The organism is Cupriavidus sp. MP-37, assembly GCF_020618415.1.
GTDB lineage: Bacteria > Pseudomonadota > Gammaproteobacteria > Burkholderiales > Burkholderiaceae > Cupriavidus.
In genome coordinates this window covers 463,873-476,213 of the sequence record NZ_CP085345.1, presented here as the reverse complement: position 1 = coordinate 476,213, position 12,341 = coordinate 463,873, and the positions used below count along the sequence as shown (strand labels likewise).

General features: G+C 65.4%; 10 protein-coding genes and 1 pseudogene. 8 read left to right on the top strand and 3 right to left on the bottom strand.

Features of this window, described 5'->3' with window-relative positions:
• Positions 1-13 precede the first annotated feature (13 nt).
• Complete coding sequence (locus LIN44_RS18675; protein ID WP_370641723.1) at positions 14-814, top strand: sulfite exporter TauE/SafE family protein; 801 nt, start codon at positions 14-16, stop codon at positions 812-814.
• Here the strand turns inward: LIN44_RS18675 and LIN44_RS18670 are convergent.
• The 3 genes from LIN44_RS18670 to LIN44_RS18660 form a co-directional block, all read right to left on the bottom strand.
• A complete protein-coding gene (locus LIN44_RS18670; protein WP_227315753.1) occupies positions 811-1,407 on the bottom strand; it encodes a 2-hydroxychromene-2-carboxylate isomerase in 597 nt (198 codons plus the stop codon). The two genes, LIN44_RS18675 and LIN44_RS18670, sit on opposite strands and share 4 nt — an antisense overlap.
• Positions 1,408-1,481: 74 nt before the next feature.
• A complete protein-coding gene (locus LIN44_RS18665; protein WP_227315752.1) occupies positions 1,482-2,210 on the bottom strand; it encodes an SDR family oxidoreductase in 729 nt (242 codons plus the stop codon).
• Between the two features lie 95 nt (positions 2,211-2,305).
• Complete coding sequence (locus tag LIN44_RS18660; RefSeq protein WP_227315751.1) at positions 2,306-3,241, bottom strand: LysR substrate-binding domain-containing protein; 936 nt, start codon at positions 3,239-3,241, stop codon at positions 2,306-2,308.
• Between the two features lie 143 nt (positions 3,242-3,384).
• Here LIN44_RS18660 and LIN44_RS18655 point away from each other — a divergent pair, with 143 nt between their 5' ends.
• The 7 genes and pseudogenes from LIN44_RS18655 to LIN44_RS18625 all read left to right on the top strand — a co-directional run bounded on the left by LIN44_RS18655 (position 3,385) and on the right by LIN44_RS18625 (position 12,276).
• Positions 3,385-4,389, top strand: coding sequence for a tripartite tricarboxylate transporter substrate binding protein (locus tag LIN44_RS18655; protein WP_227315750.1), 1,005 nt, complete (start codon positions 3,385-3,387; stop codon positions 4,387-4,389).
• A 23-nt stretch (positions 4,390-4,412) separates the two neighbouring features.
• Positions 4,413-5,936 carry a UxaA family hydrolase gene (locus LIN44_RS18650; RefSeq protein WP_227316361.1) on the top strand — a complete coding sequence of 508 codons (1,524 nt, stop codon included), beginning with the start codon at positions 4,413-4,415 and terminating at the stop codon, positions 5,934-5,936.
• A 34-nt stretch (positions 5,937-5,970) separates the two neighbouring features.
• Positions 5,971-7,443: an NAD-dependent succinate-semialdehyde dehydrogenase gene (locus LIN44_RS18645; protein WP_227315749.1), complete on the top strand. Its 1,473-nt coding sequence runs from the start codon at positions 5,971-5,973 to the stop codon at positions 7,441-7,443.
• A gap of 37 nt (positions 7,444-7,480) precedes the next feature.
• Complete coding sequence (gene hpaI / locus LIN44_RS18640) at positions 7,481-8,287, top strand: 4-hydroxy-2-oxoheptanedioate aldolase (RefSeq protein ID WP_227315748.1); 807 nt, start codon at positions 7,481-7,483, stop codon at positions 8,285-8,287.
• A gap of 25 nt (positions 8,288-8,312) precedes the next feature.
• Positions 8,313-8,462, top strand: a pseudogene (locus LIN44_RS18635) (FAD-binding oxidoreductase); the annotation flags it as partial.
• Between the two features lie 157 nt (positions 8,463-8,619).
• The gene (locus LIN44_RS18630; RefSeq protein WP_227315747.1) at positions 8,620-9,708 is read left to right on the top strand and encodes an MBL fold metallo-hydrolase; all 1,089 of its coding nucleotides are present in this window, start codon (positions 8,620-8,622) and stop codon (positions 9,706-9,708) included.
• A 1,140-nt stretch (positions 9,709-10,848) separates the two neighbouring features.
• Positions 10,849-12,276, top strand: a complete 1,428-nt coding sequence (locus LIN44_RS18625) for a capsule biosynthesis protein (protein ID WP_227315746.1) — start codon at positions 10,849-10,851, stop codon at positions 12,274-12,276.
• Positions 12,277-12,341: the final 65 nt, after the last annotated feature.

Here is a 12,341-nt window from a genome sequence, read left to right as displayed (position 1 = left end):
GAAGTGCATAGTTATGCGCCTTGTATCGTCAGGTCTTGCCTCCTTCGCCGTGTCCTTCGATTCCACCTTGCTGATCGTCATTGCGGGTGCCGCCGTGGCCGGTTTCGTCCAGGGCCTGTCCGGCTTTGCCTTCGGCATGGTGGCGATGTCGTTCTGGGCCTGGGCGATCGAGCCGAAGCTGGCCGCGGCGATGACGGTATTCGGTGCGCTGACCGGCCAGTTGCTGGCGGCCGCATCGGTGCGCCGCGGGCTCTCGTGGCGGCGGCTGTGGCCGTTCGTGGCTGGCGGTGTGGCCGGCATCCCGCTGGGCGTGGCGGTGCTGCCGCTGCTCGACGCGCAGTGGTTCAAGGCGGTCCTTGGCGCCTTCCTGACGCTATGGTGCCCGGTGATGCTGATGGCGCGGCGGCTGCCGCATATCGGCGTGGGCGGGCGCGTGGCTGACGGCGTGGCCGGCGCCGCCGGGGGCGTGATGGGCGGCATCGGCGGCTTTACCGGCGTGATCCCCACGCTGTGGTGCACGCTGCGCGGCTTCGACAAGGACGAGCAGCGCGCCGTGATCCAGAATTTCAACCTCGCCACGCTGGCCATGACCATGGCCGCCTATGTCGGCAAGGGCATCGTCACGCGCGAGATGTTGCCGATGTTCCTGGTGGTGGCGCCGGCGATGCTGGTGCCCACGCTGCTGGGCACCCGGCTTTACCTCGGCATCAGCGAGGTCGCCTTCCGCAAGATCGTGCTGACGCTGCTGACCGTGTCCGGCGTGGCACTGCTGGCCACTTCGGTGCCCGTGCTGGTGGCGCGCGGCGCGGGCTAAGGCCGCGCCAGCGCTTCCTCCACGAACAACAGACGGTCGTTGCCCCAGAACAGCTCGTCGCCGACGATAAAGCTGGGCGCGCCGAACACGCCGCGCGTGACCGCGTGTTCGGTGTCGCGCTTGAGCGCCTGCTTGACTTCCGGGTCGTCCACCAGCGTCAGCGCAGCGCGCGGATCGAAACCCGCGGCCGCAAGCACCGCGCCGGTCTCGGCCGGGTCGTTGAGGTTGCGGCCCTGTTCCCACATTGCGCTGAACATGGCGTCGGCATAGCGCAGGAAGGTGGCTTCGTCCTGGCGCAGGTAGCCGGTGGCGCCGCGCATCAGCATCAGCGTATTCACCGGGAAATGCGGATTCTGCCGGAACGGCACGCCATAGCGCCTGGCCCAGCGCGCGGTGTCGCCGTGCAGCCAGCCCGCCTTGGCGGGCACCTCGGCCGGGCTGTGATTGCCGGTGGCCTTGAACACGCCGCCGAGCAGGATAGGGCGCCAGACGATGGTGGCGCCGGTGCGCTGCGTCACGCGCGGCAGCTCCTTCCATGCCAGGTATGAATACGGGCTGCCGAAATCAAAGAAGAATTCCACTTGCCTGGTCACGTCCGGTCTCCTGTCGTGGTGGTCTGTATGCGTTGTGCGTTGTGCGTTGTGCGTTCGCTCGCGGCGCGGTCTGCTTACCAGCGCTCCATCCAGGGACGCAGGTCAAGCTCATGCGTCCACGCGTCGCGCGGCTGCTGGTGCAGCATCCAGTAGGTATCGGCGATGTGGTCGGGATTGACGATGCCGTCCTGCGCCTTGGCCGCGTAGCGCTCCGGGAAGTTCTCGCGAATCCACTCGGTGTCGATGGCGGCATCGATCACCAGGTGCGCGACGTGGATGTTCTTCGGCCCGAGTTCGCGCGCCATGCTCTGCGCCAGTGCCCGCAGCGCATGCTTGGCGCCGGCAAACGCGGCCATGTTCTCGCGCCCGCGCAGGCTGGCGGTGGCGCCGGTAAAGAAGATCGAGCCGCGTTGGCGCGGCAGCATCGCGCGCGCGGCCTCGCGGCCCATCAGGAAGCCGCCGAAGCAAGCCATCTCCCAGACCTTGTAGTACACGCGCGCGCTGGTCTCGGTGATGGGAAACTGCACGTTGGCGCCGATATTGAAGACCGCCACCTCCAGCGGCGCGATCTCGCGCTCGATGCGCGCGATCAGCTCGACGGTCTGGTCTTCCTTGCGCGCATCGCAGCCAAAGGCATGGGCTTCGCCGCCATCGGCGCGGATCTGCTGCACCAACGGTTCCAGCTTGTCGGCATGGCGGCGCGTCACGCAGGCAATGTAGCCCTCGCGGGCAAAGCGCCGCGCAATGGCGCCGCCGGTGGCGTCGCCGGCCCCGACGACGAGGATGGCCTTCTTCCCGGGCATGGATGTCTCCTGGCTCGCGGCCCCGTCTGGCACGGGGCTCCCGGAGCATGATCCTAACAGCGATGGCGCAAGCGTGCCGGACCCGGCCGCGAAGGCTATTCCCGTGCCGCCGCCTCTCGCCGCAGGCACGCCACCAGCTGGTCGGTGCCGATCGACGGCGCGCGCTCGCGCAGCGTGATGATGCCCACCGGCGGCAGCTCGACCGGCACCTCCATCTTCAGCACTTGCAGGCGGCCTTCCTGCTGCATTGCCAGCGCAACCGATTCGGCCATGAAGGCCGCCGCCCCACGCTCGGCAACAAAGGTCGCCTGCGCCAGGTACGAAGAGGTCTCGATCACGTCCTGCGGCGGGTGCAGGCCGTAGCGGAAGAAGGCCTGTTCGATCTTCACGCGCAGCGAAGCCCACGGCGGCGGCAGCACGCACGGCATCGCGGCCAGGTCGGCCCAGCCGGGCCGGGCCTTGCGCGCCAGCTTGTGGCCGCGCCGCACCACGACCACCATGGCTTCTTCATAAAGCGCCTCGGTCAGCAGGTCCGGCGCGGCATAGCCGGGCTCCAGCCGGCCCACGATCAGGTCGAGTTCGCGCAGGCGCAGCTTGGGCAGCAGGTGGGTCAGGTCGCCTTCCTCCACCAGCACGGTGGCGTGCGCGTGGCGCTGCTTGAGCGTGCCGACGGCCTGCGCCAGCAGCACCGGCAAGGCCGCGCCCATCGAGCCCACGCGGATGCGCCCGGATGCGCCGCTCTGCACCGCGGCAATCTCGTCGCGGGTCTGTTCGTACTGCGCCAGCACCGAGCGCGCAAAGCGCACCAGCGACTCGCCCGCGGGGGTCGGCTCGGTGCCGCGGGTAGAGCGCGTGAACAGCGTCAGCCCCAGCATTTTCTCGACTTCAGTCAGCACCTTGGACACCGCCGGCTGGCTCACCGACAGGAATTCCGCGGTGCGGCCGAGATGGCGGAACTCATCCAGCGCCACCAGCAGTTGCAGGTGGCGCAGCTTGATATTGGAGCGCAGCGCGCGGTCGATCTGTACCATGCCGCGAGTCTAGCTAACCATAAGGTTATGAAGCAATGCCAATTTTCGATTGGATTGTTATGACCTGCGCCGACACAATGCGGGCATGACGAGGCTGGCAGCGCCGGTCCCGCCGATAATCAAAACATCGGAGACACCCGCAAATGACTCAATCGTTCCCCATCGATGCCAAGCGCCGCCGCCTGCTCATCGGAGCCGCCGCGGGTGCCGCGGGGGTGCTGTTGCCCGCGGCGCGGTCGCTGGCTGCCGACTACCCCGAGCGTCCCATCACCTTTATCTGCCCGTGGCCGGTCGGCGGCACCGCCGACCAGTCGATGCGCGCGCTGTGCCAGGTGGCCGGCGGCATCCTGAAGCAGTCGATCGTGGTGGAGAACCGCGCCGGCGCGTCCGGCATGATCGGCACCAAGGCGCTGGGGCGCGCCAATCCGGACGGCTATACCATCGGCCAGATCCCGATCTCGGTGACGCGGTTTGCGCAGCTCGGCATGCTGCAGCTGGACCCGCGCACCGAGCTGACCTACCTGGCCCGCACTTCGGGACAGACCTTCGGCATCGCGGTGCCGGCCAACTCGCGCTACAAGACGCTGCAGGACGTGGTGGCCGCCGCCAAGGCCAGTCCGGGCAAGGTCACCTATGCGCACGCCGGCATCGGTGGCGCCACCCATGTCGGCATGGAACAGTTCGCGCTGGCCGCGGGCATCCAGTTCAATGCCATCGCCTACAAGGGCGGCGCCGCCGCGCTGCAGGACGTGCTGGCCGGACAGGTGGAGCTGCTTGCCGATTCCAGCTCATGGGCGCCGCACGTCGAAGCCGGCAAGCTGCGCCTGCTGGCGACCTGGGGCGAACAGCGCGCGAGCCGCTTCAAGGACACGCCCACGCTCAAGGAGCTGGGCTACAACGTGGTGGTGGAAGCGCCCAACGGCATCGGCGCGCCCAAGGGCCTGCCGCCCGCCGTGGAAAAGAAGCTGCGCGACGCCTTCCGCGCCGCGGTGGCCAGCAACGAGTTCAAGCAGGTGGCGGCGCGGCTGGACGCGCCCGTGATGTACCTGGACGGGCCTGACTACAAGAAGTACGTCGCCAGCGTCTATGAACAGGAAACCCAGCTGATCCAGCGCCTCAAGCTCAAAGAACTGCTGCAGCAAAGCTGATGGCACGCGAAGCCCAAGACCCAGTGAATTCCAATCCCGTTATCCGGCTGCACCCCAACGACAACGTGCTGGTCGCGCGCAGCGACCTCGGCCTGGGCCAGCAACTGGCCGATCCTGCGGTGCGCGTGCGCGCGCAGGTGCCGGCCGGCCACAAGATCGCGGCATGCGCCATCGCGGCCGGCACCCCGGTGCGCAAGTTCGACACCGTGATCGGCGTGGCCGCGCGCGATATCGCGCCGGGCGACCACGTGCATGCGCACAACCTGACGCTGGTCGATTTCTACCGCGATCCGGCTTTCTGCCAGGATGTGCGTCCGGTCGACTACGTGCCGGCGGCGCAACGTGCTACCTTCAACGGCTTTGTGCGCGCGGACGGCCGCGTCGGTACGCGCAACTTCATCGGCATCCTGTCGTCGGTCAATTGTTCGTCCACCGTGATCCGCCAGATCGCTGCGCATTTCACGCCGCAACGGCTGGCCGACTATCCCAATGTCGATGGCGTGGTCGCCTTTGCGCAGACCAGCGGCTGCGGCATGTCGTCGCCGAGCGAGCATTTCGACGTGCTGCGCCGCACGCTGGCCGGCTACGCGCGCCATCCCAACCTGGCCGGCGTGCTGATCGTGGGGCTGGGCTGCGAGCGCAACCAGGTCGCGTCGCTGGTGGAATCGCAAGGGCTGGAGCCCGGTCCCGCGGTGCATACGCTGGTGATGCAGGATACCGGCGGCACGCGCGCCACCATCACGGCGGGCATCCGCGCGATCGAATCGATGCTGCCGGCGGCCAACGCCGCGGTGCGCCAGCCGGTGCCCGCCAGCCACCTGAAGATCGGGCTGGAGTGCGGCGGCTCCGACGGCTTTTCCGGCATCAGTGCCAACCCGGCGCTGGGTGCGGCGATGGATATCCTGGTGCGCCACGGCGGCACCGCGATCCTGTCCGAGACGCCGGAGATCCACGGCGTGGAATTCATGCTGACCCGCCGCGCGGTCACGCCGGAAGTCGGGCAGAAGCTGCTGGACCGGCTGGCCTGGTGGGAGCGCTACACCGCCGGCCACAACGCGCAGTTCAACGGCGTGGTGGGCCACGGCAACCAGCAGGGCGGCCTGGCCAACATCTTCGAGAAATCGCTGGGCTCGGCCATGAAGGGCGGCACCACGCCATTGCAGGCGGTGTACGAGTATGCCGAGCCGATCGACCAGGCCGGCTTTGTGTTCATGGACTCGCCCGGCTATGACCCGGTGGCCGTTACCGGCCAGATCGCCAGCGGCGCCAACCTGATCTGCTTTACCACCGGGCGTGGCTCGATGTTCGGTTCGAAGCCGGCGCCGACGCTCAAGCTGGCGTCGAACTCGGCGATGTACCACCGTCTGGACGAAGACATGGACATCAACTGTGGCCTGGTGCTCGACGGCGAGCTGAGCGTGCCGCAGATGGGCCAGCGGATCTTCGAACACATCCTGCGCGCGGCGTCGGGCGAACCCACCAAGAGCGAACTGCTAGGCCTGGGCGACAACGAGTTCGTGCCGTGGCACCTCGGCATTGTCAGCTGAGCCGCGTTCTACCAATCTCTCCGCACACATATCGATGTTGAAGCTTTCCGAGCCAACGCTGCTGCGCAGCCAGAACCTGATCGACGGCCAATGGCGCGATGCCGGACTGGCAGCGCGCTTTGCCGTGACCGATCCGGCCACCGCTGAAACCTTCGCTAACGTGGCCGACAGCGATGCCGGCGATGCGCGCCTGGCCGTCGACGCCGCCGCCGTGGCGTTCCCGGCATGGAGCCGCCGGCCCGCGCGCGAACGTGCGCAGCTGCTCAAGCGCTGGCATGCGCTGATCCTTGACCACCAGGAAGACCTGGCGCGCATCATCTCGACCGAACAGGGCAAGCCGCTGAAGGAAGCGCGCGGCGAGGTGCAGTACGGCGCGTCGTACGTGGAGTGGTTTGCCGAGGAAGCCACGCGCATCTGCGGCGACATCGTCGCGGAAGCGGTGCCGGGCCGCAAGCTGCTGGTGCTGAAGGAACCAGTGGGCGTGGTCGCTGCCATTACGCCCTGGAACTTCCCGCTGGCGATGATCGCCCGCAAGATCGCGCCCGCGCTGGCCGCCGGCTGCACGGTAGTGGCCAAGCCCGCCGAAGACACGCCGCTGACGGCGCTGGCGCTGGCGTGGCTGGCGCAACAGGCCGGCATGCCGGCGGGTGTGGTCAACCTCGTCACGGCCTCGCGCGAGCGCACGCCCGGCGTGGTCGACGCCTGGCTGGCGGACAGCCGCGTGCGCAAGGTCACGTTCACCGGCTCCACGCCGGTCGGCAAGCACCTGGCGCGCGAATCGGCGGCCACGCTGAAGAAGCTCTCGCTGGAGCTGGGCGGCAACGCGCCCTTCATCGTCTTCGACGATGCCGATCTCGATGCCGCGGTCGATGGCCTGATGGCGTCCAAGTTCCGCAACGGCGGACAGACCTGCGTGTGCCCGAATCGGGTCTATGTGCATGACGCCGTGCACGACGCGTTCGTCGAGCGCCTGGCGCAGCGCGTGGGCGCGCTCCATGTCGGTCCCGCAACCGAAGACGACGCACAGATCGGTCCCATGATCAATGCCCGCGCCGTCGACAAGATCGCGCGCCATGTCGATGATGCGGTCGTCAGGGGCGCACGCGTGGTCACCGGCGGCAAGCGCGTGCGCAGCGCCGATGGTCCGCACTACTACGCGCCGACGGTGCTGGTCGATGCCACGCCGGCGATGGAACTGTCGTGCGAAGAGACCTTCGGCCCGGTCGCGCCGATCTTCCGCTTCCGCGACGAAGCCGAGGTGATCCGCGACGCCAACGACACCCCGTTCGGCCTGGCCGCGTACTTCTACTCCAACGACATCCGCCGCATCTGGCGCGTGGCGCAGGCGCTGGAGACCGGCATGGTCGGCATCAACGAAGGCGCGATCGCGGCCGAGGCGGCGCCGTTCGGCGGCGTCAAGGAATCCGGCTACGGGCGCGAGGGCTCGCGCCACGGGCTGGACGACTACATGCATACCAAGTACCTTTGCCAGGGCCAGCTAGGCTGAAGCGCCACGCGCCATCCTCTTCGCACCAGGAGTTCCCATGCCCGCAAACAATCCCTTCAAGACCGCACTGGCCGCGCGCCAGGCGCAGATCGGCCTGTGGCTGTCGATGGCGACGCCGTACCTGGCCGAAGTCTCGGCCACCGCCGGCTTCGACTGGCTGCTGATCGACGGCGAGCACGCGCCCAACGACCTGCGCTCGACGCTGCATGCGCTGCAGGCGGTGGCGCCGTATCCGGTCCAGCCCGTGGTGCGCGCCGTGGCCGGCGAAGTGCCGCTGATCAAGCAGCTGCTGGATATCGGTGCGCGCAGCCTGCTGGTGCCGATGGTGGATACCGCAGAGCAGGCGCGCGCGCTGGTCAGCGCTACGCGCTACCCGCCGAATGGCATCCGCGGCGTGGGCAGCGCCATTGCACGCGCCTCGCAGTGGAGCGCGCGCACCGATTACCTCGACGTGGCCGACGACGAAATCTGCCTGCTGGTGCAGGCCGAAACCGTCACCGCGCTGCAGAACCTGGAAGCGATCTGCGCGGTGGACGGCGTCGACGGCGTCTTCATCGGACCGGCCGACCTCGCCGCCTCGATGGGCTACCGCGGCCGCCCCGGCCATCCGGACGTGCAGGCCGCCATAGAAGGCGCGATGCGCACCATCATCGCCAGCGGCAAAGCCGCCGGCACGCTGACGTCGGACCCCGCGCTCGCGCGCCGCTACCTGGACCTGGGCTGCACCTTCGTGGCCACCGGCGTGGACGTGATGTTGTATGCCAATGCCGCGCGCAAGCTTGCCGCTTCGTTCCGCGAGCCGCAGCCAGGTGCCGCTGCCGACAAGCCTTCCGCCGCATATTGACCCGTACCTTCTCGACCATGCACCAGCCGAGCATGGCATCGGCGTGGCCAAGCGCGACGACCTGACGCGCTACAAGTCGCAGGTGGAGCTGGAACTGATGTGGCAGGTGAAGCAGGCGCTGGATCCGCTGAACCTGCTCAATCCGGGCAAAGTCCTGCCGGCAACGGCGCGCTAGCCGGGCATCGTTTCAGGGGCCGGAACGCGGGCGGGGCGCGCGTGGCAGGAATCGCCCATCTGGGCTAAGGTGTCAGCTATCCATAACGCGCCGGGCCGGTAGCATCGCTGCCCCGGCCACGGCGCACAGCACGGCCGGCCCACCGGCCCAGACACCGATGACCGCCCAATCCCCCGACATCGCGCTCGCAGCTGCCCCCATCTCCCTCCAAAAGCCCGAACTCGACTACCCCTGCGGCGACGCCCCCGAACCCGGCCGCGCCCGGGAAGTCGCACCCGGCGTCCTGTGGCTGCGCATGCCGATGCCGCTCGGCCTGAACCATATCAACCTGTGGGCCATCCGCGACGGCAGCGGCTGGGCCGCGGTCGATGCCGGCCTGCAGACCCCGGAAACCGCGCAAGCCTGGCGCGCGCTGTTCGCCGCTGGCGGCGCTCTCGAGGGCGGGCTGACCAGGCTGTTCGTGACCCATATGCATCCCGACCACATCGGCATGGCCGGCTGGCTGACCGGCAAGTTTGATTGCCAGCTGTGGATGACGCGGCTCGAATACCTGATGTGCCGCGTGCTCGCCGCCGATACCGGGCGCGCCGCGCCGGACGACGCGATCGCGTTCTATCGCAAGGCCGGCTGGGATGACGAAGCGATCGAGGTGTATCGCACCCGCTTCGGCGGCTTCGGCAAATATGTTCACGCCCTGCCCGAAAGCTTCCGCCGACTGTCCGACGGCGATACCGTCCGCATCGGCGCGCACGACTGGCAGGTCATCGTCGGCACCGGCCACTCCCCAGAACATGCCTGCCTGTTCTGCCCGGCGCTGAAGCTGCTGGTATCCGGCGACCAGGTGCTGCCGCGCATCTCGTCCAACGTATCCGTGTTCCCGACCGAGCCCGACGCCGATCCGATGGCCGACTGGCTGGCCTCGCTAGACAAGGTCCGCGCCGCCGTGCCGGACGACGTGCTGGTGCTGCCGGCGCACAACGAACCGTTCCGCGGGCTGCACGCGCGGATCGACTATCTGCGAGCCAGCCAGATGCAGGCGCTGGACCGGCTGCGCGGGGCGCTGGCCGAACCCAGGCGCGCGGTGGATGTGTTCGGGGAACTGTTTTCGCGGCCTATCACGGGGAGTGGCGGGCTGCTGGGGATGGCGACGGGGGAGAGTATTGCGCATTTGAACTACTTGTTGGCGCGGGGGGAGGCGGTGCGGGAATTGGGCATGGATGGAAGCTACTGGTATCGCCTGAGCTAGCGCCAGAACGTGGGTGAGAGCGCTGACTTGAAGCTGCAGTTGCGAAACAAGGGCGTTAATGCTTACCTACTGCGACGCTTTTCGGCGCGGTTTTCCGGTCCGGCAGTAGATCGGAGCGGACCGAAAGCGACCGCACTCTTAAGAAAGTACTAAGTAAATGCTTCATTGCGCAGGCGTGCGCCGAGGCTATGCCACGCACGTCGGAGCCTTCAGTCCTCGACAATTCGAAGAAATAGCATAGGGTTTCTTCCCACTTCTACGAGACAACTCGCGAGTTTTCGTGTTCACGGCTTCGCCCGCAGGTTTACGTTCCGCCCCCACAGCCGGCTTCTTGGGAGGATCGCCTTTGCGCTCTAACGAGCGTCGTCACGGCACATTAATTTCCCGTCCATTATATTGAGAGGCGTCTGTTACTATTTCGATATTAATTAATGCATTTAATACATAATCAAATTTTTATCGTTAGGAAACTGTTATCTACTCGGTTGAGAGTAATAAGTTGTCCCTTTCGTTGAACGGGTGACTTTGGAAAAGTCTCCCCTTGCTGCAAAGCAGCAGACTCATATGCCCGTAAGGCTGGAACCCAGCTCTGGCGCGGCTTTCCCCAGTGCTGAATAGACCACGTTTCTCTGCTAAGTGAACTATCAGGGCCGCCTCTGCTCGCCCGAAGTGACGCCCTACCCCTCTTTGGGGGATGATGTGGAAATTTGTTACTAGATGTTGCGCTCGCTGCAAGTGCACATTAGTATTGCGTGCTGAATTGACGGATGCCGTATAAGGCGCTGCTCAGAAGTAGGCAAATTCAATAATGAGCAAGCACCAGATCGACAGCCGGCGCGATGCCGCTCGCAGGTTGAACCAATTTTTGGGCCTTGCGGTTAGGCCCCTGGAAGAGTGACTCATTGTAGGGAAGGGAGCGACGTATAAGGAGCCATGGGCATAGGGCGGCGGCCAAGCCGCTACAAGAACCTAGCGTCGTGTGCACTTCGCGTCGCTCAGGCACGCTACGGGGATGCCTCTGGCCAGCATGCTTGATTTGACTCTGGTCAATCATGCTGCGGTACTTCGTCTGCCTCGCGACCTGGTGAAGTCTTCAGCAAAGAACTTAGCAGCGGATAACAAGCAAGAGTGGGGTCAAGGATGTTGCTGTTCAAGACGCCGGCGGAAGGCGCGACAGAATTCGATTCGCCGGGCGTTGCGGTGCTCGCAAAGCCTTCTGTCAATCTTGCTCGGCCGTTGCCCGACCAGGCAGGTTTTGGTCAGCTAACAAGGTATCGGCGCGTTCTATTGCTGCAAGGTCCAAACGGGCCGTTCTTTGCTCGATTACGGGACTACTTGCATGGGGCGGGACTCTGCGTATGCAAGGTCAATTTCAATGGCGGCGATGATCTGTTCTATCGGGAAGGCGACGTTGTTCGGTTCAATCGGCCGATGGTTGAGTGGGAAGCATTTCTGCGAAACCTCCTTGCAACGCGCGGTATCGACGCCATCGTGGTGTTCGGCAATCACCGGCGGCAACATCGTATTGCTGCGCGCCTCGCTCAGTCACTAGACATCGGGTTCTGGGTCTTTGAAGAGGGCTACGTTCGTCCGGACTACATTACCTTGGAGCCCGGAGGCGTAAACGCGGACTCGCCGCTTACAGCTTTGACGACGGCGGAAGTGCCAAAGATTGAGCGTCCTGTTCGCGCTCGCAGATTTCAGCACTCATTTCGCCTGATGGCGTGCTACTCATTCCTGTATTTCGCTGGTGGCATGATAGGTGCCGGCAGGTATCCGTATTACCGACACCACAAGCCATTCGGGCTGATCGAGCTTGCCAAATGGGTGAGGGCTGGTTACCGCAAGCACCTATACCGCTGGCAAGAGCGCGATCTCCGCAAGTGCTTGCTCGCCAGTGAGCATCCACACTTCTTTCTGGTCGCACTACAGGTCTATAACGATAGCCAGATCAGGGTGCACAGCCCTTGGCGGCGTATCGAGGATTTCATAGAGTGGACAGTTCACTCATTTGCACAGCACGCGCCCGCGGATAGTGTCCTGGTGGTCAAGCATCACCCAATGGATCGTGGCCATACGGACTACGCGACTGCCATTGAAGCCTGCGCGGCCAGGTTCGGCGTCAGTCAACGGGTACTCTATATTCATGATGCACACTTGCCGTCGTTGCTGCACCGTTGTATGGGCCTGGTGACGATCAACTCAACGACGGGCTTGCAGGCCTTGTTTCACCGGGTACCAGTGATCGCACTCGGACGCTGCTTCTATGCCAAGCCTGGATTGACGTACCAGGGATCGTTGGACGAGTTTTGGAACGATCCAGGGTCGGTTGATACTAGCGCGTATACACGGTTCAGAAGCTATCTGACGCGAGTTTCGCAAATTAACTCATCCTTTTACGCGGACGAAATGTTGCTGCCTGTCCCTGCTAACCGGGGCCGGCGTGCACATCGTTTTGTTCCCGCAAGATTGTTTTGTGCAGCAGGTCTAGTCATTGCTGACGCATACAGCGGTAGTCCGTGGGGGATAAGGGCAGCAGCAGATCTGTTGGCGGGACTGCTCGGATAGGCGGTTAAGTATCGGCAAGAAGTGGATATAGTTCGTGTCGAAACTCGGGAAATTGTTAGGCGGAA